This window comes from Alicyclobacillus cycloheptanicus (assembly GCF_028751525.1).
Taxonomy (GTDB): domain Bacteria; phylum Bacillota; class Bacilli; order Alicyclobacillales; family Alicyclobacillaceae; genus Alicyclobacillus_L; species Alicyclobacillus_L cycloheptanicus.
In genome coordinates this window covers 1,317,202-1,341,582 of the sequence record NZ_CP067097.1, presented here as the reverse complement: position 1 = coordinate 1,341,582, position 24,381 = coordinate 1,317,202, and the positions used below count along the sequence as shown (strand labels likewise).

Below are 24,381 nucleotides of genomic sequence, written 5' to 3'. Positions count from 1 at the left end.
TTCGTCTGGATGGTGTCTAGTTTCTGCGTTGTGCGGGTTGAACATGCTTTGCGGGCGTTCCCAGTTTGAGGAGCGCGGCCCGCTGCGAGGGAGGGATTCCGTGGAAACCGTACTCGTCGTCGACGACGAAGAGCCGATTGCCAACATCCTCAAATTTTCCCTGGAGCGCGAGGGATACCGCGTTCAAATTGCGCTCGACGGAGAGGAAGCGGTCCGCATGGCGCGGGAGGCCTCGCCGGACTTGATACTGCTTGACATCATGCTGCCGGAAAAGGACGGATTTGAGGTGTGCCGGGAGGTGCGGACCTTCAGTGCGGCGCCAATCATCATGCTGACGGCGCGAGACGCTGAGGTCGACAAGGTGCTTGGGCTCGAACTGGGCGCGGATGACTACGTCACCAAGCCATTCAGCACGCGCGAGCTGCTGGCGCGTGTGAAGGCGAATTTGCGGCGCCTGGCCCTCGAACGGGAGCAGGCTGCGGGCGGACACGGGCGTGATCGGATCGTATTGGGGGAAGTCGTCATTGATGTGCGGCAGTACGAGGTGCGCAAACGGGATGAACTGATTCCACTGACCCACCGCGAGTTCGAACTGCTGGCGTTTCTCGCTTCCCGCCCCGGCATGGTCTATACCCGAGAGTCTTTGCTGCAGGAAGTGTGGGACGCGGATTATATCGGAGACGAGCGCACGGTGGATGTCACGATTCGCAGGCTGCGCGAGAAGCTGGAGGACGACCCAGGCAACCCCGTCTATGTATTGACCAAGCGTGGCGTCGGGTACTACGTCGGGAGGTAGGGCCGGTGGGGCGAAGCATTCAGGGAAAACTGGTCGTGGTGTATCTTCTGCTCATCGTGTTCTCCCTTGAGCTGATTGGCGCGTATTTTGTGCGCTCACTGAACAATTCCCTGATGCAGAGTGAAACCCGGACGGTCGAGTCGCAAGCTCAGCTCATTGCGACAATGGCCGCACCCCACATGAATCAGGCGAAGCACCCCGGGCAGAGTGTCACGCCGATTTTGGCTTCGCTGCCGCAACTCGTCAACGGAACTGCGTACATTCTCGACCGGCAAGGGGTGGTCGTCGCGACCTCCGTGGGCCAGGCGCTGATTGGGCAAAAGCGGATTGACTCCATCGTCACCCAGGCCATCGTGTCGCACCGAACCACGGCCGCCATTCGGGTTGATCCGCTCTCTGACCAGCACCTTCTGCAAGTCGCGGTGCCGATTGATGAGCAGGGCAAGTTTGTCGGCATTGTCGAGTACGTCGTGCCTGTCCAGACCATTTACGACACCGTGCGCCAGGTGACCACCATCTTCTACACCGTCAGTCTGGTCGCGCTGGTGCTGACCGCGATCCTCACCATGATTTTGTCAAGAACAATCACCCGTCCCGTGGTGGACGTCACCGAGCAGGCGCGAAGAATGGCGTCCGGCGACTTGACGCAGCGCCTGGCCGTGCAGAGCGACGACGAGTTTGGCGCCCTGGCGAACGCCATTAACCACCTGGCTGACCACTGGGCCAGCGCCGTCGCTGAAAATGAACAGGAGCAGGAGCGCCTCCAGGCCATCATCAAGTACATGGGGGACGGCGTGGTGGTCCTGGATGCGACGCTGCGCCCGGTGCTGTTCAACGACGCAGCGCTGCGTCTGTTTCGCGATCCCGATGGCGACTGGATGGACCCTGCCCAGCTGGGGCTGAGCCGCGAGACGCTCGGCGCCAGCCCGGAGGGCACGTACATCCGGTCGGTCGGCGACGCGCTCCTGCACGTGCACGTCACAGCCATCCGCAGCGAGGGCAGCGTGGACGGCTACGTGGCGTTGATTCGCGACGTCACCGAGCAGGAGCGGCTGAACCAGGCGCAGCGTGACTTCGTCGCCAACGTGTCGCATGAGCTGCGGACGCCCTTGACCAGCATCAAGTCGTATATCGAAGTGCTGCGCGAGCGGTCCGACATGGATGAGGGAACGCGCCAGCAGTTTCTCGCCGTAATTGACCAGGAGACGGAGCGGATGGTGCGGCTGACCCGAGACTTGCTGCAGTTGTCCGGTTTGAGCCGAACGCGCCCCGGCGGCTACCGCCGCGGGGTGGTCGATGTCAAAGCGTGGCTCATCGCGGCGATTGACCGCTTCCAGCTCCAGGCCGAGGCGCAGTCGGTAGCGATCGAACTGGACCTGCTCGATGCAGGCACGATGCCGGGTGACCGGGACATGCTCGACCGCGTGCTCGACAACTTGCTCAGCAACGCGCTCAAGTACACGCCAGCGGGCGGGCGCATCGTGCTGTCCGCACGGGTCAAGCGAAACGTGCTGGAGGTCCGCGTCGCCGACACAGGGGTGGGGATTCCGCCGGAGGACCTGCCCCACGTCTTTGAGCGGTTTTACCGCGTGGACAAGGCGCGGTCGCGCCGAAAAGGGGGAAGCGGTCTCGGGCTCGCGCTGGTGCGGGAAATCACGGAGCTGCACGGCGGAGACATCCGCCTGGAAAGCCGGGTGGACGGGGGTACGACCGTGATTCTCACATTTCCGCTTCAGGAGGACTGGAGCTGATGAGCATGCAAGCCCTGAAATCCATTTTGCTGGCGGCACTGGTGGCCCTCAGTGTGTTTCTCAGCTTTGAACTCTGGCATGGCCTCTGGCAATCCCCCAGCTACGCGTCCTGGACAGGCCCCGGCGGGCTGCCGATGGCCAGTCAGCCGACGCTCACCAACGTGACGCGGCCGACGCAGGTGGTGGTGCAGACGTCGTCCGGGCTTTCCGTTGACGTGCCCGGCAGTACTGGGTATGAACAGGCGCTGGGTTGGCTGAAGGGCGCGGAATTGGCAGACGTGCGCACTGCGAGCACGCTCCCAGCGGGCACCTCCGCATCCATCACGTATGTCTTCGGCGTTGCCCTCACTCCGGACGAACTGGCCCAGTGGCTGCCGGCTGTCTCGCGCCTCGGCGCGTCGCACAGCGTCGACCAGGTACGGCTCTACGTCCCCGCGGGAACCCGCACGGTCGACCTCGCGCTGCCAAGCGGTGGGTCGTATACCGTCGGGACGACGACGTTGAATCCAGATGCCTTGATAAAAACCGCGTTTCAGGCTGTGTCGCGCCAGCCCTGGGTTGCCTGGGGAGGCGGCGGGAACACCGACTTGCCCGAGGATTCCATCACCCTGCAGCGAGAACAGTGGCAGACCTCCTCTGTGTCCTTGCTGCCGCTGGTGCGCTCGTTTTTTGTGAACCCACAGGGACTCACCCGCATTGAAGAAAACGCCGAGACCGTCTTATGGACAGACGGCAGCCGGGCTGTTCAGTGGAACGGGCGTACAAACACGCTGGTGTACGCGGACCCGAACCCTGTCAATCAGAACACGCCGGACCAGGGGATCTCGGCGATGATTTCTTTTTTGCAAAGTCACGGCGGCACCCCGGCGAACACGATTGTCCAAGAGAACGAACTGCTGTCTTCTGTCGACGGGGCCACCAACTACACCTTCCGCACCTACGTGAACGGCTATCCAGTGGTCGGAACGGCGGGCGCGTATGCGCTCGACTGGCTGGACGGCGGCGCGGCGCAATACCAGCGGCCCTTGACGAACTTGGTCAAGCAGGTTGGGGAAGCGTCGGTTCGCATTTTGCCGGAGCGGGAAGTCGCCGCCATTCTGAGCCAGTTTATCCCGAAATCCTCACTCAGTTCCCTCAACGTGGAGCTGGGTTACGCCGTCCAGCCGGACGGCCAGGGGCAAGTCACCCTGGAGCCGGTGTTCGAGGTCACACAAAACGGTACGGAAGTGGCACAGATTGACGCGGTGACGGGCGTGATCCTCAAAGGGGGGAGTGCATCGTGAACTGGGAAACCACCAAGACCTGGCTGATTGTGAGCTTCCTCTTGCTGGACCTGTTTCTCGGCTGGCAGTGGTTTGAGAACCGCCAGGAGATGCTGAGCTACACCGAGACCAACGCAGACCTTCTGGCCAACACCAAGACGCTGCTTGCCAATCATGGCCTGACCCTTGACACCGCGGTTCCGACTTCAGAGCCCTCCTTGCCCACGCTGAAAGGCCAGTTCGCGAAGGTTTCCCTGACGCGCGTTGCCCACGTTGCGTTTCCGGGCGCTGGCAGGCTGAACGCAACAGCGGACGCCATCTCTGCGCCAAGCGGCAGTGTGCATCTGGTTGCACCGGGGAACTGGGAAGTCACCTACACGCCGCCGAGGGCCGTCAGCGTGCACCCCGAGGACACGATTCTCAAACTGGTGTGGCAAGGTCAGAACTACCGGCTCGACCAGGACTTAAACACCACTGGTGCGATGGTGTTCGACCAAACCTACGACGGCTACCCCATCTTTGACGTGACGGTGGACGCCAGCTACGACGGCGCACACTTGTTCGGCTACACCGAGACGGAGCTCTCCAACATCGCCGCGGCCAGCGACCCAAAGCCGGTGATTTCCGCGCTGGACGCCCTCGACAGCCTGGCGAATTCCATGGACAAATCCTCTGTCGGAACGGATAATAGAATTCATAGTGTTCGTCTGGGTTACGCGGAAAAGCTGACCAATGCCCTAGGCATCGCGAGCGCCTCCAATTACTGGTTCCCAGTGTGGCGCGTCGCCGTCGGAACGACCGTTTACTATATCAACGCGTTCAGCGGGGAAGTGGAACCCGCCCCGGAATAATGGGCTGGAGGTTATCTTGTGTTGCGCTTTAGTGTGCTGGCGAGCGGAAGCAGCGGAAATGCCGTCTACATAGAGTCTGAGAATACCCGCTTGCTGCTGGATGCCGGCATCAGCGGCCGGCAGCTGCAGCAGCGGTTGAAAGAGGCAGCTGACCGACAGCTTGCAGAGTTGGACGCAGTGCTGCTCACCCACGAGCATATCGATCACGTCCGCGGCCTCCGACAGGTCGCCAAACAAGCGGAAGCACCCATTTTTGCGACCGAGGGCACATGGTCGTCCATTTCCGGCGGCCTTCCGGAAACGACGGAAAACCGCTGGAAGCTGGTGAAGGCGGGTCAGGTGCTGATGGTCGGGGACATCCAGGTGACCCCTTTTGCAGTCTCCCACGATGCCGAGGAACCCGTGGCGTACCGTTTTGACTGTGCGGGACGGGCCCTGGCTGTTGTCACCGACCTTGGGTACATGAGCGATCACATCAAGTCGGTGATTGCTCACTGCCAGTCCTATGTCCTTGAGACCAATCACGACGTGGACATGCTGCGGGCCGGACGTTACCCCTGGAGCGTCAAGCGCCGGATTCTCAGTGATAAAGGCCACTTGTCCAATCACGATGCGGCCGTCGCCCTGTCCGACTTGCTCGGCACACAGCCCGTCGACGTGTACCTCGCGCACCTGAGTGAAGAGAATAACCAGCCGGACCTCGCGGAACTGACGGTTGGCTCCGTCCTTCGGGAGATCCGCACTTCCTACCTCGAACAAGTGACGCTTCATCGGACCAGCCGCACGGCAGCCACGCAAATTCAGCCCCTCTGAGCGCGTGTCCGGCCGCGGAGAACCAGTCCGTTCATCCGATGACCTTCGGGATGAATCGGTCCGTTCACCCCATGGCCGCGATCTGTTTATAACCGACCGTTCCCGGTAACACTACGTCTGACATGGACGAAGGTTGACGGGAAGGGTGTGCAGGGCATGGGATTTTACAACGAGCAAACCCGTAGTCGGAAGAGCAGGCGGCGCTGGCATCAGGGCGGCATTCGATGGACCGTGATGGCTGTTTGCTCGGCGGCCATCGGCTCCGGCCTGACATTGCTGGCAGGGCCCGCGGTCGAGGGGCACAGAATGCCATTGTCCGCCTCGATGGCCGTGAAACCGGATCCGAACGTGATGCCGTCCTTTTCCAGCGCCATCAGCCTGAACGTGAATGACGGCATTGTGAAGGCCGTCAAAAAAGTGACGCCAGCCGTGTTTGGCGTGATTAACTACGCCACGGTTTCGGATTTCTTCACACAGGAGACGAAACTGCAGGCGGCCGGTGTGGGGACGGGCGTGCTGTTCTACAAGGACAATCGCTACGGCTACGTGGTGACCAACAACCATGTGGTCGAGGGCGCGACCAAGGTGCAGCTCGTGATGTCGGCGGGCAAGCACATACATGCGACGGTGATGGGGACCGACCCGTACACCGATCTCGCCGTCCTGCGCATTTCCGCGGGCGACATCCGGGGCATTGAGCCGGCGCAGTTCGCGAACTCGGATGCGATTCAAGTGGGTGAACCGGCCATCGCGATCGGCACACCGATGGGCCTGGACTTTGCCGACACGGTGACGGCCGGCATCGTCAGTGCGAAAAACCGCATCATGCCGGTACAGGACCCGCAAAATGACAACATGGTGCTGGATTATCAGGCGGTGATTCAGACCGACGCTGCCATCAACCCGGGGAACAGCGGCGGACCGCTGCTCAACATCAAGGGGCAGGTCATCGGCATCAACAGCAGCAAAATCGCGGCCGCCAACGTTGAGGGCATGGGCTTTTCGATTCCGGCCAATGAGGTCCGCAACATTGCACAGCAGATTATGCAAACGGGCCACGCGGTCCATCCGGCACTTGGCATCTCGGGCTGGTCGCTGGCCACGCTGCCCGAGCAATTGTGGCCGGACGTGCCGATTGACTACGGCGTGTATGTGCAGCGCGTGACGTCGGCTGGCGCGCGCGCCGGCGGGCTGAAACCAGAGGACGTCATTGTCGGCCTGAACGACCAAACCGTGAAGACGATGGCGGATCTGCGCACGTACCTGTTCCAGCGCAAGCCCGGCGAAACGGTGACCCTCCGGTTGTACCGCGGCAGCCGGCAATTGACGCTTCGGGTCAAGCTGGATAAGATGGAGACGGTCAATGACGCGGGCACAAGCGCGTCACCGCGTCAGCAAAGGACGGATGACCCACTTGATCCTTTTGCGGCGCCAAACATGTTCGGAGACTGACCCGGGTCGAGATGCGGGTGCGAGATGAGCAGGTGAAGGATGCAAATCGTTGTTGCGGCCGTGGGAAAACTGAAGGAACGGTATTGGCGGGAGGCGCAGGCAGAATATCTGAAGCGCCTCTCGGCATATGCGCGGATCGACGTCGTAGAGGTGGAGCACACCAGCCTCCCCGCGCACCCGGGGGATGCCGAGATCGCCGAAGCACAGCGTACGGAGGGAGCGCGGCTGGCGGGGATTCTTCGCGATCGCGATGGTGTCATCGCCCTCGACCGCAGCGGGCGAACCTATACCTCGGAAGCGTGGAGCCAGCAGTACGAAAAGCTCCAGCTCGCCGGGTACGGGCGGCTCGCGTTTTTGCTGGGGGGCTCTCATGGGCTCGACGCGGACCTTCTGAACCGCGCCGCCCTCAAATGGAGCTTCGGACCCATGACGCTGCCGCATGAACTGGCGCGCATCGTGCTGCTTGAGCAGTTGTACCGCGGCGAGAAGATTCTGCGCGGGGAACCTTATCATAAGTGACGGCAAGTTTGTTGGGGTGTGACGGTCCGTAAGGCGGGGGAGGCGTGGAGATTAAGGATTGTTTTCGCTTCCAGTATCGCCATGGATCACTGCCTTCCCTTACATCAAAAAAGGAAATGCCCATAACGTTATGTACGTATGATAAGTAGCTCCGGGGATCGCGGAACGCATGCGATAGTAGATGGCAAGGTATAGCCATCCAGTAGGCTGCAAGTTGAACAGGCACCACAAAATCCATTTCCACCACGGTAATACGAGCCCCTGCCCAATGAATAATGACGGAATATGAGAAGCATTGAATAAGGCAATCGTGATCCATCCGGTTATAAGAGGCCGCCGAATCCAGGCGAGAAGCTGTGGGAAAATGTAAGCGCGGTAGAACAGCTCTTCAGGGATTCCGTTCACCAGTGACTGACATACGAACGTGGCCAATAAGCTGACAATCCTACCCGTCGGAACAACTGTCTGCACGGGATCATCGTGAAGGAAGAAGCGGTTCGCGACCCAGCTTACGAGTGTAGAAATGATGAGGAGAACAATTGTTGCCGCACCGTGTCGCCATGAAAAAGAAAACGTCTGCCGTCGCCAACCATGAAGCTGCCATAGCACGACGACGAGCACAAATAGCGTCTCATATATAGTAAGAACTCCGTTTAATGCGCTGTTCGCAACGCCAAGTGATACATAATGGGTAAGTGCCTTTCCCATTACGATAATGATGTTGGCAATCGTCTTAGGTGGACTTTCGACGATCCACTTCCAGAACGACACTACAAAAAAGCCGCTCAAGCCTAAGGCGAACAAAAGGATTAAAAATCTCGTCCAATGAGCGGGCAACTTCGGAATTTCGTATTTGGGGAGGTGTTTCGCCAGGAACCATAGAACGAATATGAATAATGCCAATACACCATAATTCCATAGCAGGTCTCGAAGAACTGGGTAGCCTGCAGGAAGCGTAGTCGAAAGGGGACCGGTATAAACGCAGTAAACCATCAACAAGTAGGCAGTGATAAAGGCAGCAAGCGTAGTTGTTCTTCGGCTCAGCATATTCCCCACCCAACTGGACAAAGTGGCAGGTACGAAGTATGCCATTATATTTCAAACATGATCATATGATGTATTGCTGACAGATGCATCGACATAAAAATCACGTACACATATGATATGTAGAGAATTTTACCACTGTCAACAACGGATTTAATTCCTCACAAAAATCGGGTTGATTTCCCCAAAAACACCGGTTTGGATTTCCTCAAAACCATCGCTTAAAATTCCCCGGACATATGCTCGGTCAGTCTTTCACCTCCTCTTGCAGGACATGGGTTACGCCCGCCTTGAGTTTGTCCTTCATTCGGTAGCTGTTTCCGCGTATGTTGACCGTTGTCGCGTGGTGAAGCAATCGGTCAAGGAGAGCAGATGCCAGCACTTGGTCGCCAAACATGGTCCCCCAGTTGGTGAAACTTGTATTGGATGTGATGATCATCGCTCCCTGTTCATAGCGCTCAGAGACGAGCCGAAAGAAGTTTGCTGCATCCAAAGCATCCAGCGGCAGATAGCCGACTTCGTCACAGATGAGCAGCTTCGGCTGGATGTAGACCCTCAGCCGCTTTTCTAAGCGACCCTCCTGATGCGCCTTTCGCAAATCGGCGACCAGTCGTTGCATGGTAACGAAGTAGACACTCATTCGGTTCTGCAACGCCTCCATTCCCAGGGCCACAGCCAAATGTGTCTTTCCTACGCCAGGCGGGCCCAGAAGGATGACGTTGCTGCGTTCCTCCACGAACGACAGTTGTGCCAACTCCCGAATTTGTCGCTCATCTATGGATGGCTGAAACTGAAAATCGAAATCCGCCAAAGTCTTGTGATATGGGAAGTGTGCCAGGCTCAGACGGGTATGGAGGTAGCGGTTGAACCGCTCCTCCGTCTCCGCCTCCAGTAGACGAGACAGAAACTCAACGTACGTCGCCTGCCTCCCCGCTGCCCATTCTGCACTAGCTGGGAGAATTGACGCAGCTTTCTTTAGTCCTAGTTCTAAAAGAGATTCTTCCGCTTTAGCCAACAACAGCGCCTCGCTCACTGCAATCGCCCTCCTGACGCGATCTGCTCATAGATATCCAGATCCCGTTGTTCCACATCGGGTCCGACCTGAAGACCAGCCACTTTACCCCGTGAATGCCTCGGAGTATCCATGGGGATTCCTTTCACGTGGCCAGAGTCGATCGAGGCTTGGTGCTTGTCCACAACCCTGTGTTCCGCAATGACTTGACCACCATACTCGATCTGCAGAAGGCCTGTTTCATACGCACGAACCAGCACACTTTTGCCCACGTACTGCCACGGCACGGAATACAAGCTGGCATTCCACGATATTCGACAGTCATTGAGCACTTTGCGTAACGCGGTATATGCTAGTGGATACCGATGATCCGGCAGCCGCTGCAATCTTTCCTCCGTGAACCGAGTCTGTGGGCGCTCATGCGTCGTACCATGGATGCGGACATTGGCCACCGTGTCGCGCCATATGAAGGCTTGCTGATTGACATCTGCCAGGTCGACAAACGTAGTCGGCCAAAAGCTGTCGCGGATGTAGCGAATGGGACGCTCAACCTTGCCCTTCGTGCGGCTGCGATAGGGCCTGCAGGCCTTGGGTACAAATCCATAGTACTTCGCGAAATCCAGGTAAGCCGGTTGCCAATCCACGTGCCCACGCCCGTCGTTAGACAGAACGAGCGGCGCACAGTTGTCACTGAGAACACACTTTGGAACCCCGCCAAAGAACTCAACCGCGTTGCGCAGTGCTTGCAGGATGTGCAACTGGTCGGACGCTTTGATAAACTCCAGGTAGAGCATCCGGGAGTAGGATAGAACCATGGCAAAGCACCATAACGTGCGGCGATTCTCGGTGGTGTCGATATACGGGAATGCACCTAGATCAATCTGGGCCTGCTCACCGGGAGCGGTTTCGAAACGTACCGTTGCCTTGGCAGAGACAACGGGACGAAGTGGGTGCATGAATTCACGAAGAACCGTGATGCCGCCGGTGTATCCCTGCTCCCGAATCTCTCGCAAAATCCGCTCAGCGTTTAGTACCCCAAAACGCATACGCTGTTCTACATATGGCTTATACGGCTCCAGCTTACTTCCCGTTTGGTTCCAACCAGGGGCTTCTCAATACCCTCCCGCTCCTGAACCACCTTTCGAATTGTCTTGCGATCATGTCCAGTTCTTCTGGAGAGCTCAGAGATGCTAACGCCCTCCTGATACATTCTCTTGACTTCCATTTTCTCACTCTCCGTCATGTTGGCACCTCCCACAAAGTGTGAATGGTGCCCTAAATTCGACAAAGGGTGGGGAATTCATCCCGATGATTTTGGGGAATTGAATCCGTTATTTTTGGGGAATTGCAACCCGCCGTTATTGCGGATTTTACAACCGATGTTGACAATCTGTTTGTAGAGTCAAACGAGAAATACTGCGAATGAGCTAGAATGAGGAAGAAAACGAAAGATCTTAGAGAGAGAAAAACGCGGCGCTCCGATATACCGCATTTTGCATAACAATACAGGATTGGACGGGCTCGTTGTTGAACTAAAGCCCCCAATAGTCCCAGAACAGCGGCCATATCATGTCGCCTTTAAATAGCTCGCTAATTGCTCCAAAAGGTGCCCAATTTGTTCGGGAGAACCCGTCACGTGTAGCTGGTAAAGGAAGTTAAATCGAATGATTGCGGAACGCTCAGTTTGACGTTCCACCGTTTTGACTCGCTGGGTCACATCTATTTTATTGTGCCGTATGTAAAGTCTCTGGGAATGTACTGATACTGCTACCGGCTTTGAATATAAAAACAACATCGGTATGGTTATGATCAGTGGTGCTAAAAACAAATACCAGTCTCGCCAGTCGTGACTTATCACCATAAACAGCAGCCATCCTACCGACAAGGAAAAATCGCACAAGAGGTATATTTGTATGGTTCGGGAATACCTTCCTGAAAGTTCACTAGCAGAATGCCAATCTTCCTTCACCAGTCGACGCCTCCCCTCTCTCAAGCTTTTTCTGCCCTGATGCGCAACAAGACCGTAGAGCCGAATGCTGTATATTCATACGTAACTCCAAGGCACCTCTCTCTTCGAGATACGCGCCTGTTCATGCTCGGATTATTTGACGTCATTGTCGGTGGATTTTCTTTGATACGCTGTCGGGGACTTTAGCAGGATATTGTCGAGAAATGCAGAAACGCCCTCTGTGCCCAGTAGGCCCAGGTGGCGTTCCCATCTGCGCAGGGTAACGTAAGTGTACTCGGTTGGTGGCCAGTTACTTTCGTTCCCTAATTCGAGGCCGAATGGCTCTCGCTGTATGCCTAGCGTATCCATAGAATGCAAATCTGTCAATCCGGTAAGCCCGGAAGAATACGCCCTCGCTGTACAGAAGCTGCTACCGCGCGACGTGCCTTGTATTTACTGTTCACATTCGTATACGTACGTCCACGGATACTACCGTCGTCGCCCATTCGATTTAGGCGAGATGCGCCATGATTTCCTACAACAACGGCGGCAGTGCCCAAGTTGCAAACGGACATTTGCAATCCTGCCATCCTTTGTCGCACCTTTCCAGCGGTATACAATCATGGTCCAGGATCTTCTTGTGAGCCTTTTGGCAGGTACACTGACGGTAGACGCTGCCCTAGCCAAATTGGCCGAATGCGGCGTCTGCTTATCCGAGTCATGTGCCCGCAACTGGTTTACTCGGATTCAGGGGCAGGTGACCAAAGTCATCGCCTTGGTCTCCCGGATTGTCCAGTTTCATCGGCCAGATGTACCACTGCCTCCATTACGCCACAACGTCAGAGACTCGGTATTGTGCACCTATTATGACCGGCTTGTGCTGCTTGACGTGGCTGGCGGCAGTGACTTCTGGAATCTCAGGCGTGAAGTCGTCTGCCTGTTTGCCCCATCGTTGTCGGTGAAGCGGGTGTCGTATGGCCTCTCCCCAGCCCTTCCACCGTAACAACGCTGCTTATCCCACAGAAAACCATCTTCCGAGCGGATGGGACCCGCCCCCAGAATGAGGCTATCTCGTATGGGAAGGAGAAGCTGGACATGCAAGATGATTCGCGACGCCAAATCGCTCTGTTCCGCTATGGTCTTATTGCCCCGATATTGCGGCAAACCGAGAGTGGTGCTCAAAAAGCGATGCTGGAGGAACTGGCTAGTCAGGAACATGAGATGCCAAACGGAGAGAAAAGAAGATTCTCGGAACGCACGCTAGAGCGATATTTGGCAGGCTACCGAAAGGAAGGGGTAGATGGGCTGCTTCCCCAACTTCGGGCAGACGACCGCCGACCGCGGGTGTTGCCCCCTCATGTGATTGAACGAGCTGTGGCCTTGCGTAAGGAACAACCCTTGCGCACAGTGGAGCAACTCATTGTGATGCTGGAGACTGAAGGACTCGTTCCAGAAGGATTTATTCGGCGCAGCACACTGTCCGCGCATTTGCGCAGAGCCAAGGTGGAGCGTACAAAGGCAGTGCGCAAGCAACGTACCTGGCAGCGGTATACCGCCAATGAAGTTCACGAAATTTGGCAATGTGACGTCTGTGATTCCTTGCGCGTCCCAGACCCCAACTCTGGGGGCCAGATGCGGGTAGCCAGATTGGTTGCTGTACTTGACGATAAGAGTCGTTATATCTGCTACGCCGCGTTTTATTTTCGAGAGAATCTGCCGGTGCTTGAGGATGCGTTGAAAAAAGCGATTACTACGCATGGAACGCCGAAAATCTTCTACTGCGACAATGCAAAGATTTACCAGTCAAAACAGTTGAGCGAGGTGGCTGCCAGACTCGGGTTTGAGATTCGTCACTCCCGGCCATTTCTCCCCCAAGGGCGCGGGAAATTGGAACGATACTTCGGCTACGTAGAGCGCTCTTTCCGCCCGGAAGCCGAGTTGTGTGTGAAGAACAGTACCATCCAGAATCTCGACGACCTCAATCGCTACTTCCGTGCCTGGCTGGAGAAAATGTATCACCAGAGAACCCACAGCACGTTGAAAAAACGGCCTGCAGCCGTACTGACCACGCACGGTCCGTTGCGGTTGGTGGACCCGCATGTGCTCGAAGACGCATTTCAATGGACCTACAAGGCAAAGGTGGACAAGACAGCCTGCATTTCAGTGCAGGGAAACACGTACGAGGTTGAGTCCATCCTCGTTGGGCGAACCGTGACGTTGCGCTACAACCCCTTCGACCTCACTCGTATTCAGGTATGGCTGGAGGGCAAGCACTACGCGAATGCCGTCCCGCTGAAGATGCGCCGACACACAGACAAACGTGTAACGCAAGCCGATTCCCCACCTTCAGAGCTACCAACCGAACCAGGGATTTCCTTTCTCGAAACGATTACCGCAGCCCACGAAAAGCAGAGGCAACAGTCGCTTGGGCGAACCTCGTTTGCTCGTGCCCTGAAAGATGGTGAATCTCATGATGACTGAGTTCTTTGGCTTCGCTCAGGAGCCTTTTGACCGTGACATCCCGGTCGAACGCTTGGTGGCGTTTCACGGTCACAGCGAGCTCTCTGCAAGGCTCATCTACGCGACGGAACACCGCCACATGGCACTTGTAACCGGGGACACCGGGACCGGGAAGACAACGGCCGTACGCGCTGTGATGAAGCGAATGGATGAGAGCCAATACAAGTTCATGTATATCGCCAACGCCGGACTTACGCCCAAAACACTATACCGCGTGATTCTCGAGCGTCTGCAGATCCAGCCCAGGTTTCGACAGGTAGATAACCAGGCGCTCGTTCACCAGGTGCTCGAAGAAAGCTACCAAAAAGGCCAACAAGTCGTGATTATCGTCGATGAAGCACATGAACTCGACCCGCAGATGCTGGCCGAATTTCGGTTCCTCAACAATTTTCGGGCTGATTCATTCTCGCCGATTTCCCTCTGGCTGGTGGGACAAACAGAATTGCGGGAGAAGATGAAACTCCGAATCCTGACTTCACTATCCGGGAGAATCCAAATTCGCTACCACATGGGGACGTTGACCGAGGCTGAAGTGCAGGACTATGTCTCGAAGCAGCTGGCGAGCGTGGGTCAGGAGAGAACGATTTTCTCAGCTGATGCCGTGAAGTTGATTGCGAGAACCAGCCAAGGTAATCCCCGGTTGATTAACACACTGTGTCGTGGCGCGCTGATCGACGCTGCAACGTTGGGACACAGCGTCGTTGATAACAGTCATGTGGAGCGGGCATGGATGGAGGTGAGCGGCTCATGACGGGAAATCTACGATTCAGTTCACTGCGGGACCGATGGTACTTTGCAGATGAACAAGATGAACATGACTTGCATTGCGGAGACCCGATTGAAATCGAGATCGGCGACAGATATTACTACGCGAGAATAGAGTGGTGTGCTGAGGGATGGTACGCGATCTTCCACGAAGACGACCAGCGCAGTGACGCATTCGTGCTGATGCGCAACCGAACTTACACTGCGAGGTGGATATACTTCTAGACGAGCACGTTGGCAGGAGGGTCGCCTAAGGCGGCCCCCTTTATTTAGTACGCCCGGCATGGGCGGTCTCTCCAGGGTGCAAGTCCCGAACGGGGGTTGGCGACATACCTACCGTTAGCCAAGAGCAAGGGTGTCCACCGCGAGGTGGAATCTGAAGGAAGCTGGAGGCAAACTCTCGACCCGAGGTACACGAATCGCATTTGAGGCTGTGACAGTTGGATGAGTTGCCTAAACACAACGAAGTCCGAAGTCGCCAAGGGCTGTGGCAGTAAACTGCGGCGGGTGCATGAGAGGAAAGAGGCCGTTCTTATCCGGGGAGGCCTGTCCGATACGCCAGTATAGCTGGTAACCGTCACCGGGAGGTGGCGCTGAACGGGCAGGAGTCAGCAGAGGCCATAGTACCTCGGCAAGCGCTTGTCGAGGGAAGGGCTGAACATGAAACGAGGATGGACTGGATGCGTTCGCACGACGAGCAGAGACAGCAGAATACCCCGCAAGGGGCCTCCACTCAGAGGGTAGCGGTGAAGCCGCGAGAGGCTGAGGAGAGAGGGCCGAGTTCGTCGTCGGTACAAGGACAGAACCCATCCTGCGAGGACAGTACCAACTTGCTGGAGAGGATGCTGCAGCGGGAGAACATGCTGCAAGCCCTCAAGCGAGTCGAGTCGAACAAAGGAGCGCCGGGCGTGGACGGAGTGACGGTAGAACAACTACGGTCGTATGTCCAGACGCACTGGGCTGACATCCGTCAGCAGTTGCTCGCGGGAACCTACAAGCCTCAACCCGTCAGGCGGGTCGAAATTCCGAAACCCGGAGGCGGGATGAGGAAGTTGGGGATTCCCGCTGTGATCGACCGACTCATCCAGCAAGCGCTTCTCCAGGTGCTCACACCCATCTTCGACCCTGGATTCTCACCGAACAGCTACGGGTTTCGCCCTGGGCGGAATGCCCATGACGCGGTGAAGAAGGCGCAGGAGTACATCCGAGAAGGGTATGCATGGACAGTCGATATGGACTTGGCGGCATTCTTCGACCGCGTGAACCACGACATGCTGATGGCACGAGTGGCACGCAAGGTGAAGGACAAGCGAGTTCTGCGGCTGATACGGGCGTATCTGAACGCGGGTGTGCTGGAGAATGGAGTTGTGGTGCGAAGTGAAGAGGGCACGCCACAAGGCGGGCCACTCAGCCCACTCTTGGCAAACATCCTGCTGGACGACTTCGACAAGGAGCTTACGAAACGTGGGCACAAGTTTGTCCGTTACGCGGACGACTGCAATGTCTACGTAAAGTCCCGCAGGGCTGGCGAACGGGTGATGGCGTCGCTTACGAGATACCTGGAGGAGGATCTAAAACTCAAGGTCAATCGAGACAAGAGTGCCGTAGACAGACCACAGCGACGAAAGTTTCTGGGGTTTAGCTTCCTGTACGGGAAGCAGGCGCCGATTCGATTGGCCGACAAGACCATCCAGCGATTCAAGGACAGGGTGCGCCAGATTACAAGCCGAACACGAAGCATGCCGCTGGCAGAGCGGATACGCCAACTCAACGCCTACATGATGGGCTGGGTGGCGTACTTCCGACTCGCACAGATGAAAGGGCATTGTGAACGGTTCGACGAGTGGATACGCCGAAGGCTCAGAATGTGCATCTGGAAGCAGTGGAAACGGGTGAGAACCCGATACCGCGAACTCCGTGCATTGAACCAGCCGGAATGGGTCGTCCACATGATGGCAAACTCGCGCCGAGGGCCATGGTTCATGGCGAAGAACCTGAACAACGCCATGGACAAGGCGTACTTTGAGGCACTTGGTCTGAAGAGTCTTCAGGAAAGGTACTTGCAGCTTCGTAGTGTTTCATGAACCGCCGTATGCGGACCCGCATGTACGGTGGTGTGAGAGGTCGGGGGCTAGGCGCCCCCTCCTACTCGATTTCAAAGGCCGACAAAATGCGTGAAACTTCCGCGCCGATTCCAGGTGACAATGACATCTGGAATTTCACCGTCAAATAATCCGAGCGGCCACAACGCGCCCGTTTGTTCCCCCAGTCACTATGTCCTCAATGCGAGTAGGGGCACGCAAAGTATCGCCATTGCCGTTATGATAAACACGGCTTCTACCCCAACCTGTCTGACAAACAAGAACAGGATAAGCGTCAGTATTGTCCAAATCACACCAAGACGTAAATACCATCGTCCTGCAAGTTTCTCTGCCCTCCGTCTCCACTCTGGATCGTTTAGTCCCTTTTGTGTACGAATTCCAACATAAGGACGTAGAGCATCATTTTTAATTAGGCTCTTTTCGCAAAAATTGTTGCTCTACAGCCATTGTTTTCAGAGCTTCCCTATATAATCTCCTACCAAATACCAGGAAACATTCTTTTTGTAGCCTTCATATAGCTCAGATAATTCTCACCAAAATGATCAATCATGACTCTTTCTTCAATGTGAATCCTATATATATAAGCCAACAACATTCCAATTCCACACACCAAAGTACCCAACCATGTTTGTAAGCCCAGCCCAATACCAACAGCCGTTATCCATCCACCCGTGTATGCTGGATGCCGAATTAGTCGATAAAAACCCGTTTGGACAATCTCTTGATCAGAAACAGTGCTGACAACTGGCGAAAAAAATCTTCCTAACTGATAAATAGCGGAAAATCGTATCACCATACCCACAATCATCAAAGCATATCCCGCATAGCGCATCCAATCCGGAACAACACCCAAACGATTCATTGACAAAATGATAGAGACAGCAACCAAAAAGTACATGCCCAAAACAATGAGAATAACCGAGCCACGGTCATTCTTTTCGTTTTTCGGTTGTCCACGTTTCAATAACCGTGCCCGCATTCCGAACATAATTTCTAATGCAATCCACAAGTAAAACATAATCCAAAAAAGCCATCCTTCATATGCATAGGCATTCATCATAACCACCTCCTAGACCTATTAGCAACAATCTATACGAAAAGAGCCTTTAATTAAGATGTAGCCCACAAGGATACAAGTCAAAGACGAAAGCAAACTGAATCCGTAAATAATGACCGCATCAAGCATACTATCCGACATACTCAGCACCTCCTCACTGAAAGCAGATAGAGATACACATGAAATTAAGCGTCATGACTATCAATATTCTCAATAACGATGATGCTGCATATTTCTTCCATTAACCGATACAACAACATACTAATTTAGAACGAATATTCCTACACTTGTTGAACCCTATTCTTTATGTCTGTTTTGACGACTAATCAATATTATTAATAAAACTACTATAACTACTGCAAGAACCCCAATTTCGAACCCACTCCACCATTTGTATACCGATATGCGGACTGGAATCCATGCAATGTTTAGAGTCGTTAATGGATTCGCTTTTCCCCAATTGAACAGTGAAATTCTCAAGTAAATTGTTGCTATCAATGCTGCTAGATCCAAAATACCAACAACACTTAAAAGCCAAACTAACCCTTTTGTTCTCAAAATGAACTCTCCGTTCGAAGTCCTATATGTTTTCAAAATCTTGAGGCATTACTATCCCAACTTAAAACATACATTTGACCTCGATTTTTATGAAACGTGGTATTCAGCTAACCTGCTCCTATAGCGCAACAAGATGTCACAGGGCTTTGCATGGATATACAGAAATCATGAATAACATAGCGCCGCGTTTTTCTGCAAATTCGAACCGCGGAAAACAGACAAACAGGATTTTCGCGTAATACGATTCGAAAGTACGTCCGTGGTGGGATGGTTGTCGAAGCTAGCTCACGTCCAAAGCGTGGCTCGAAGTTGGATGCATACAAACCACTGATTGACGCATGGATGGCAACTGGATTGTTTAACTGCGAAGTCATGTTTCAGCGACTACGGGCACAGGGATACTTCGGTGGGATGACGCTTATTAAAGATTACGTGCACCCTTTTCGTCCGGCAAAGCGACAGAAAGCGACTCCCCGATACGAGACGAAGCCTGGTGAGCAGGCTCAGCTCGACTGGGATATCTGCGAGTACTTTGATGAACACGGCGCTCGTAGAAAAATTCCCGTGTTTGTGATGATTTTAGGTCATTCCCGCTCGACGTATATTGAATTCACGCGTCGCTGCGATATTCACAGCTTCCTGCGCTGCTTTACACACGCGCTTGAACACTTTGGTGGCGTCCCGAAGATTGCGCTGACCGACAGGATGAAGACGGTCGTGCTTGCACCAACGATGACCGCAGTCCCATATGGCACCCTGCCTTTCAGGACTTTGCGCTAGCAGTTGGACTGACACCAAAGCTTTGCAGAGCGCGCAGACCTCAGACCAAAGGCAAGGTGGAACGGGCGGTTCGATATGTGAAGGAGAACTTCTGGGTCGCTCGGCAGTTCACTGACCTTGCAGATCTCAATCGCCAAGCACTCGCCTGGTGTCATGAGATCGATCAGCGAATTCACGGTACCACAGGAGAGCGTCCATGTGACCTGTTGCCTCAGGAGCAGCTACGTCCCCTGCCGTCTCCAGAGAAACTCGCGAAGTTCCTGCGCGAGGAGCGCAAGGTAAGCATGGATGGCTACGTAAGTTTTGATGGGGTTCTTTACGGAGTGCCTTGGCAGTACAGTGGCCGCACGGTCACGGTACGCCAACTCGGCGAACAAATTGAAGTCTGGTTCGAGAGCAAGCTGTTCTTTCGCAGCCTCCTGTGTTGGCTGGGCAAAAATCGTGTGAACAATCGAGGACACCATGGCTTGCGACGACTTCGGCGCCTGGCTCAATACGTTGCGCATGACATGTACCTTGCAACGCTGCCACGTTGCTTCGACCAGCGTCGTTTCAATCGCCGCCCGCAATCCTTCATGAGCATCGCTGATCGCCAATTTCACCCCCTTTAATCCTCTTACCACCAGGCTCCTTAGGAAGGTCAGCCAGAAGGAACCGTCCTCGCTGGTGCCAAGGTGAAAGCCCAACACCTGACGCTCGCCGGTGGCTTTCATACCAATCGCAATGACGAACGCCATGCGCTGGACCCGGCCACCTTCACGAACCTTGGGAGACGTTGAGCAATGCTTTCTCCGCTCTCCTCCGTGGCTCTAACAAGCTGGGGAAATAGCTGCCTTTTCGGAGCTTGGGAATTTGCAATTCAATCGTTCCAACCCTCGTATCCCACTCTCTGCGGCGGTATCCATTGCGGTAATTCTTGCGCTCCGTGCTTCGTTCAAAGCGCTCAGCACCGATGAGTTGACTGACTTCCGCATCCATCACGGCTTCGGCGAGGACCTTCAAACCTTCCCGCAGAAAATCGACATTTCCATCTTCCAAACCGATCTTGCGAATCAGCTCCAAAAGTGCGATCTTGTCCATAGAAGCCATCGAGTGCCTCCTCTACTGATTGTTTGGCCACTTTTAGTAGATTGCACTCGATGGCTTTCTCGTCAAGATCAAGCCTCAGAATTTACACCACCAATTGAGACTTTAACGGGCTGAAGGTCATCTTCATGACACCCCGATTATCATGCGAATATTTCGCGTTCACTTTAGCCACCGAACCGAAGGTCAAACAGGAAGGGGTCCGCCCAAGGTTTGATAGATGAGCACAAGGTTCAGGAAGACAATGACGACTGCACAAGCCGTCGCGGCGTACGTCACAATGCGACGGTTCGTAAGTACTCCCATGATGTCCTTTCGGCGCGTGAAATAGATTAGGGAGATAATCGGTGCCGGGAGGACCAGACTCAGGATTACCTGGCTAATGACGAGTGTCTGTGTTGGATTGATACCAAGTACGACAATGATCACTGTGGGGATCATTGTTACCACGCGACGGATCCACAATGGAATAGTAAATCCGACAAACCCTTGCATAATCACCTGTCCTGCCATGGTTCCGACTGCGGAACTTGAAAAGCCTGACGACAGCAAGGAGACCAGAAAGACTGCTGCAGAAGCAGGTCCGAGCAATGGCGTCAATGTTTTGTATGCCGTGGGTATGTCTGCAACCTGGGTTTGACCGTGAGCGTGAAAAACGGATGCGGCCATATACATCATGGACAGGTTGATAAGTCCGGCAAGCGTCATCGCGATGATAACTTCCCTGGTACTGAAGCCAAATATCCGTTTCTTTTCCGTGTCATCACGAGGAACAATGCGGTCCTTCGTCAGACTGGAATGTAGATACACCACATGAGGCATTACGGTCGCGCCAATGACTCCGACCACAAGCAATACCGCATCACTATTCCCACTTATCCACGGAACGAAGCTGTGATATGCGACTTGGCTCCAATGGGGTTTCGAGAGAAAGGTTTCAACGAGATAACATAGGGCAATCACGATGACCAGTGCACTAATGAACTTCTCGAGTGGTCGAAAACCAAATCGATCGAGCATCAAAATTAGGTATGTCGCGACACCTGTGATCAACGTGGCGATCAGCATCGGAATGTGAAAAAGCAAATTCAATCCAAGCGTTGCCCCAAGAAATTCGGCGATGTCCGTTGCCATTGCCGCAACTTCGGAAAATCCCCAAAGCAGGTATGACAACCACTTCGGAAAGTGTGCTCGACACATCTCAGGCAAGTTTTTACCAGTTGCAATACCCAACTTTGCGGACATGTTTTGAATCAGCATCGCCATGACATTTGCCAATACGACAACCCATAGCAGCTTGTAGCCAAATTCTGAACCACTTTGAATGTTCGTTGCATAGTTTCCTGGGTCAATGTACGCGACTGCGGCGATAAAAGCCGGGCCTAGAAACGGAAGGAGTGCACGAATACCTTTGCGTTGCCGTGCAATAGCTGCGCGGGCAGCAAGAACAGTTTTGTCTTCCGATGGCAGGTTTGCTGCTGGAACACTCACTAAAGACACATCCCTTCGTAGTTGTTTTACGGGACTACCAAGCAAACTTAGATGCGAGACAAACTTTTAGGTGTACGACAGAATTTTAGTTTAGGGAAACTTTTGAGGTAAAGTGCCCCACTTCAGTGTCATGAACAGAATCACTGCATCGTGTAAGAACATTGCCGGATAATTAGTCAAAACTAAAACTTTTTCCCTAGACCAACATTTGCTTAAATGATATGCACAAAGGCCTGAAAAAGGCAACCGTAAATTTTTCAGTGAGCGAAAATCCTTTTGACCCTAAGTTTTTACACATATTGCGACTCCAAATCCTGATGCTCCGCTGTTTTTTTCCAGCATGCTGATGGAGTATGGGATTCAGGCCGGATTTAGGACGATGCATGGATTGGATAAAAAACGCAGCACGCTCGTCCAGTGTCATCAATGCTCTCGTGAAGCACCCAATTTACAACGGGCATTGGGTGCATGCATACCACCTTGTGAAGAGGAAATCGCTCAGGTGCTGCTGGTGCACTGATGTATATGTTAAACTTCCTAATATACCAATCACCGAATCATCCTATGTTTGGTGCATTGAAAGGTGTGATGCGATGCTGCAGAAAACGAACCGATTGACACTGGTTGAACAAGTTGTCTTACAGATGGAAGCGTTGATCGAGTCCGGGACGTGGCCGGTTGGCATGCGCATTCCGCCGGAACCCGCGTTGATGGCGGATTTGAATGTCAGCCGCAATACCTTGCGGGAGGCGATTCGGGCGTTAACGCATGCGGGTCTGTTACAGACAAGGCAGGGGGATGGAACATATGTCTGTTCATCCAGTGCCCTGGGGGTTATGCTGCACCGACGCATTTTGAGGACGAACCGGCTGCATACGTTGGAGGTCCGGCATGCGCTCGAACGTGAGGGTGCCTATTTGGCGGCGCAGCGGCGAACGGACGATGAGGCACACAGGATGCTGGTGTTGTTGGACAATTGTGAGTCTGCGTTGGCGCGCGGAGAAACGGACCGGTATATCGCAGAGGACATCCTCCTTCATCAATGTATTATCAGTGCTTCGCATAATGAAATTTTAATTGAACTCTACGAACACATTGCGGAAACGTTGGAATCGTTGATTACCAGTCTGATTCGCCAGGAGGCCGGCGCATCCGTCCACTCCCAGATGCACCGCCAGCTCGTTGAAGCGATTGTACGTCGCGATGTAGATGAGGCAGTTGAAGTGGTACATCGTTATATTGCTGAGTCGAAGGCAGCCATCCTTGCGGAGGGCAGCGAAATCGCAGCTTTGTCCGGTAATCTTTCGGATATAGAAAGTAGGTAGATTGGGTGGAGAAGCGAAATCAGCCACTGGGGAAGTCTTTTCAGGCGGCAAGCCAGGCGCTGTTGGTGACGGGCATCATTGTCACGGCGGCGAATCTGCGAGCTGCCATCACGGGCGTGGGACCGCTCGTGACCGAAATCTGTCAGAACACAGGGTTGTCAACCGCATGGGCAGGCATGCTGACGACTTTGCCCCTTGTTGCATTTGCGGTCGTCTCACCGGTTGCGCCGGTGATTGCCAGGCGCATTGGGATTGAGTTTGCACTGGCTGCGAGCATGGGGCTGCTCACCGTTGGCATCGTGGTTCGCGGCATTTTTTCAGATATTGGGTTATTCGTGGGGATGTTCCTGGTTGGCGTGGGGATTGCCATGGGAAATGTGCTGCTGCCCAGTTTGGTCAAACGCGATTTTGCGGCGCGGGTCGGCCTGATGACGGGGCTCTACACCATCTCGATGAGCGTTTGGGCAGCGATTGCCTCGGGCATCAGTGTCCCACTGTCCCATGTTTTGCACCTGGGATGGCGCGGGTCGATGATGAGCTGGGGAATTTTATCGATTGTGTGCATCCTCGTCTGGCTGCCGCAAATGCGGAAGCACCACATTCCTCAAGCAATCAAGTCTGCGGTCAATGTGTGGAAGTCCGGCTTAGCCTGGCAAGTCACCTTCTTCATGGGTCTCCAGTCGTTTCTTTTCTATGTCAGCATTGCTTGGCTTCCGGAGATTCTGCAAAGCCGCGGCATGAGTGAAACTGCTTCCGGCTGGATGTTGTCGCTGCTGCAGTTTGTCAGCCTGCCAGCGTCGTTCGTGGTTCCGATTGTCGCAGGGAGGCGTGCGAGTCAACGCGGCTTGGTGGTGTTTTGCAGCTTGCTGTTTTTGATCGGCTACGCAGGGCTTTTGTGTGAACTCAATGCATTGAATTGGTTGTGGGTTGTGCTCATCGGGGTCGCTGGCGGCGCGGCCATCAGCCTTGCCTTATCCTTTTTCGGGCTGCGATCCCAAAGCTCCGATGAAGCCGCCAAACTGTCGGGCATGGCGCAGTCTGTTGGGTATCTTATGGCTGCCATCGGGCCTGCTTTGGTCGGATTTTTGCACCATGCGCTCGGTGCCTGGACGGTGCCGCTCCTCATGCTCATCGGCATCACGGTGCTGCTGTTCATTTTTGGCATGGGCGCGGGACGCAATGCTTTTATTGGGCGGGCGGAAGTCCGGGAGAACCTTGCTGAACAAGCGTAGGCCGCGCTGTGCCAGCC

At 54.6% G+C, this 24,381-nt stretch carries 22 protein-coding genes and 3 pseudogenes; 17 read left to right on the top strand and 8 right to left on the bottom strand.

What is annotated here, in order from left to right; genetic code table 11:
* The first annotated feature begins 100 nt into the window (after positions 1–100).
* The 7 genes from JI721_RS06125 to JI721_RS06095 all read left to right on the top strand — a co-directional run bounded on the left by JI721_RS06125 (position 101) and on the right by JI721_RS06095 (position 7,444).
* Positions 101–796, top strand: coding sequence for a response regulator (locus JI721_RS06125; protein ID WP_274457173.1), 696 nt, complete (start codon positions 101–103; stop codon positions 794–796).
* Positions 797–801: 5 nt separating this feature from the next.
* Entirely contained in the window at positions 802–2,547 is a 1,746-nt protein-coding gene (locus tag JI721_RS06120) for an ATP-binding protein (RefSeq protein WP_274457172.1), read from the top strand.
* Positions 2,547–3,830 carry a two-component system activity regulator YycH gene (yycH, locus tag JI721_RS06115; protein ID WP_274457171.1) on the top strand — a complete coding sequence of 428 codons (1,284 nt, stop codon included), beginning with the start codon at positions 2,547–2,549 and terminating at the stop codon, positions 3,828–3,830. Before JI721_RS06120 ends, yycH begins: the two co-directional genes overlap by 1 nt.
* Positions 3,827–4,660 (top strand): two-component system regulatory protein YycI, encoded by an 834-nt coding sequence (gene yycI, locus JI721_RS06110; RefSeq protein WP_274457170.1) that lies wholly within the window; start codon positions 3,827–3,829, stop codon positions 4,658–4,660. Before yycH ends, yycI begins: the two co-directional genes overlap by 4 nt.
* A gap of 18 nt (positions 4,661–4,678) precedes the next feature.
* The gene (locus JI721_RS06105; RefSeq protein WP_274457169.1) at positions 4,679–5,473 is read left to right on the top strand and encodes an MBL fold metallo-hydrolase; all 795 of its coding nucleotides are present in this window, start codon (positions 4,679–4,681) and stop codon (positions 5,471–5,473) included.
* Between the two features lie 156 nt (positions 5,474–5,629).
* Positions 5,630–6,925 carry a S1C family serine protease gene (locus JI721_RS06100; protein ID WP_274457168.1) on the top strand — a complete coding sequence of 432 codons (1,296 nt, stop codon included), beginning with the start codon at positions 5,630–5,632 and terminating at the stop codon, positions 6,923–6,925.
* 39 nt (positions 6,926–6,964) lie between these two features.
* A complete protein-coding gene (locus tag JI721_RS06095; RefSeq protein WP_274457167.1) occupies positions 6,965–7,444 on the top strand; it encodes a 23S rRNA (pseudouridine(1915)-N(3))-methyltransferase RlmH in 480 nt (159 codons plus the stop codon).
* Between the two features lie 99 nt (positions 7,445–7,543).
* Here the strand turns inward: JI721_RS06095 and JI721_RS06090 are convergent, their stop codons facing one another.
* The 4 genes from JI721_RS06090 to JI721_RS06075 all read right to left on the bottom strand — a co-directional run bounded on the left by JI721_RS06090 (position 7,544) and on the right by JI721_RS06075 (position 11,469).
* Positions 7,544–8,491 carry a CPBP family glutamic-type intramembrane protease gene (locus JI721_RS06090; protein ID WP_274457166.1) on the bottom strand — a complete coding sequence of 316 codons (948 nt, stop codon included), beginning with the start codon at positions 8,489–8,491 and terminating at the stop codon, positions 7,544–7,546.
* Positions 8,492–8,735: 244 nt separating this feature from the next.
* The gene (istB, locus tag JI721_RS06085; protein WP_274457165.1) at positions 8,736–9,521 is read right to left on the bottom strand and encodes an IS21-like element helper ATPase IstB; all 786 of its coding nucleotides are present in this window, start codon (positions 9,519–9,521) and stop codon (positions 8,736–8,738) included.
* Positions 9,518–10,546 (bottom strand): IS21 family transposase, encoded by a 1,029-nt coding sequence (istA, locus tag JI721_RS06080; RefSeq protein ID WP_274457164.1) that lies wholly within the window; start codon positions 10,544–10,546, stop codon positions 9,518–9,520. Before istA ends, istB begins: the two co-directional genes overlap by 4 nt.
* Positions 10,547–11,067: 521 nt before the next feature.
* On the bottom strand, positions 11,068–11,469 hold the full coding sequence (locus tag JI721_RS06075; RefSeq protein WP_274457163.1) for a hypothetical protein: 402 nt from the start codon (positions 11,467–11,469) through the stop codon (positions 11,068–11,070).
* A 331-nt stretch (positions 11,470–11,800) separates the two neighbouring features.
* Between JI721_RS06075 and JI721_RS17215 the strand changes: the two are divergent.
* The 6 genes and pseudogenes from JI721_RS17215 to ltrA all read left to right on the top strand — a co-directional run.
* Positions 11,801–12,019, top strand: a pseudogene (locus JI721_RS17215) (hypothetical protein); the annotation flags it as partial.
* A gap of 51 nt (positions 12,020–12,070) precedes the next feature.
* The gene (locus tag JI721_RS06070; protein ID WP_274454936.1) at positions 12,071–12,451 is read left to right on the top strand and encodes a hypothetical protein; all 381 of its coding nucleotides are present in this window, start codon (positions 12,071–12,073) and stop codon (positions 12,449–12,451) included.
* Positions 12,452–12,543: 92 nt separating this feature from the next.
* A complete protein-coding gene (locus tag JI721_RS06065; RefSeq protein WP_274454937.1) occupies positions 12,544–13,929 on the top strand; it encodes a DDE-type integrase/transposase/recombinase in 1,386 nt (461 codons plus the stop codon).
* Positions 13,919–14,719: an ExeA family protein gene (locus JI721_RS06060; RefSeq protein ID WP_274454938.1), complete on the top strand. Its 801-nt coding sequence runs from the start codon at positions 13,919–13,921 to the stop codon at positions 14,717–14,719. The genes JI721_RS06065 and JI721_RS06060 overlap by 11 nt, the downstream gene beginning before the upstream one ends.
* Entirely contained in the window at positions 14,716–14,958 is a 243-nt protein-coding gene (locus tag JI721_RS06055) for a DUF5348 domain-containing protein (protein ID WP_274454939.1), read from the top strand. Before JI721_RS06060 ends, JI721_RS06055 begins: the two co-directional genes overlap by 4 nt.
* A gap of 455 nt (positions 14,959–15,413) precedes the next feature.
* Entirely contained in the window at positions 15,414–16,817 is a 1,404-nt protein-coding gene (ltrA, locus tag JI721_RS06050; protein WP_274455618.1) for a group II intron reverse transcriptase/maturase, read from the top strand.
* Positions 16,818–17,005: 188 nt separating this feature from the next.
* Here the strand turns inward: ltrA and JI721_RS17210 are convergent, their stop codons facing one another.
* A complete protein-coding gene (locus JI721_RS17210; protein ID WP_407654098.1) occupies positions 17,006–17,212 on the bottom strand; it encodes a hypothetical protein in 207 nt (68 codons plus the stop codon).
* A gap of 98 nt (positions 17,213–17,310) precedes the next feature.
* A complete protein-coding gene (locus tag JI721_RS06045; RefSeq protein WP_274457162.1) occupies positions 17,311–17,892 on the bottom strand; it encodes a methyltransferase family protein in 582 nt (193 codons plus the stop codon).
* Between the two features lie 867 nt (positions 17,893–18,759).
* On the opposite strand from JI721_RS06045, the gene JI721_RS06040 reads away from it, so the two are divergent.
* On the top strand, positions 18,760–19,230 hold the full coding sequence (locus tag JI721_RS06040; protein ID WP_274457161.1) for a DDE-type integrase/transposase/recombinase: 471 nt from the start codon (positions 18,760–18,762) through the stop codon (positions 19,228–19,230).
* 284 nt (positions 19,231–19,514) lie between these two features.
* Positions 19,515–19,577, top strand: a pseudogene (locus JI721_RS17205) (hypothetical protein); the annotation flags it as partial.
* A gap of 51 nt (positions 19,578–19,628) precedes the next feature.
* Here the strand turns inward: JI721_RS17205 and JI721_RS06035 are convergent.
* Positions 19,629–20,319, bottom strand: a pseudogene (locus tag JI721_RS06035) (transposase); the annotation flags it as partial.
* A gap of 183 nt (positions 20,320–20,502) precedes the next feature.
* Positions 20,503–21,816 carry an Nramp family divalent metal transporter gene (locus JI721_RS06030; protein WP_456151375.1) on the bottom strand — a complete coding sequence of 438 codons (1,314 nt, stop codon included), beginning with the start codon at positions 21,814–21,816 and terminating at the stop codon, positions 20,503–20,505.
* Positions 21,817–22,400: 584 nt separating this feature from the next.
* Between JI721_RS06030 and JI721_RS06025 the strand changes: the two genes are divergently transcribed.
* Both JI721_RS06025 and JI721_RS06020 read left to right on the top strand, forming a co-directional pair.
* A complete protein-coding gene (locus tag JI721_RS06025) occupies positions 22,401–23,132 on the top strand; it encodes a FadR/GntR family transcriptional regulator (RefSeq protein WP_274457159.1) in 732 nt (243 codons plus the stop codon).
* A 5-nt stretch (positions 23,133–23,137) separates the two neighbouring features.
* Positions 23,138–24,364, top strand: a complete 1,227-nt coding sequence (locus JI721_RS06020) for a CynX/NimT family MFS transporter (RefSeq protein WP_274457158.1) — start codon at positions 23,138–23,140, stop codon at positions 24,362–24,364.
* Positions 24,365–24,381 lie beyond the last annotated feature (17 nt).

Excerpts from the sequence above, each read along its gene's own strand:
- yycH (WP_274457171.1), top strand. The coding sequence starts at position 2,547 with ATGAGCATGCAAGCCCTGAAATCCATTTTGCTGGCGGCACTGGTGGCC.
- JI721_RS06100 (WP_274457168.1), top strand. The coding sequence starts at position 5,630 with ATGGGATTTTACAACGAGCAAACCCGTAGTCGGAAGAGCAGGCGGCGC.
- JI721_RS06095 (WP_274457167.1), top strand. The coding sequence starts at position 6,965 with ATGCAAATCGTTGTTGCGGCCGTGGGAAAACTGAAGGAACGGTATTGG.
- JI721_RS06090 (WP_274457166.1), bottom strand. The coding sequence starts at position 8,491 with ATGCTGAGCCGAAGAACAACTACGCTTGCTGCCTTTATCACTGCCTAC.
- istA (WP_274457164.1), bottom strand. The coding sequence starts at position 10,546 with ATGCGTTTTGGGGTACTAAACGCTGAGCGGATTTTGCGAGAGATTCGG.
- JI721_RS06070 (WP_274454936.1), top strand. The coding sequence starts at position 12,071 with ATGGTCCAGGATCTTCTTGTGAGCCTTTTGGCAGGTACACTGACGGTA.
- JI721_RS06065 (WP_274454937.1), top strand. The coding sequence starts at position 12,544 with ATGCAAGATGATTCGCGACGCCAAATCGCTCTGTTCCGCTATGGTCTT.
- JI721_RS06060 (WP_274454938.1), top strand. The coding sequence starts at position 13,919 with ATGATGACTGAGTTCTTTGGCTTCGCTCAGGAGCCTTTTGACCGTGAC.
- JI721_RS06055 (WP_274454939.1), top strand. The coding sequence starts at position 14,716 with ATGACGGGAAATCTACGATTCAGTTCACTGCGGGACCGATGGTACTTT.
- ltrA (WP_274455618.1), top strand. The coding sequence starts at position 15,414 with ATGCGTTCGCACGACGAGCAGAGACAGCAGAATACCCCGCAAGGGGCC.
- JI721_RS06045 (WP_274457162.1), bottom strand. The coding sequence starts at position 17,892 with ATGAATGCCTATGCATATGAAGGATGGCTTTTTTGGATTATGTTTTAC.
- JI721_RS06025 (WP_274457159.1), top strand. The coding sequence starts at position 22,401 with ATGCTGCAGAAAACGAACCGATTGACACTGGTTGAACAAGTTGTCTTA.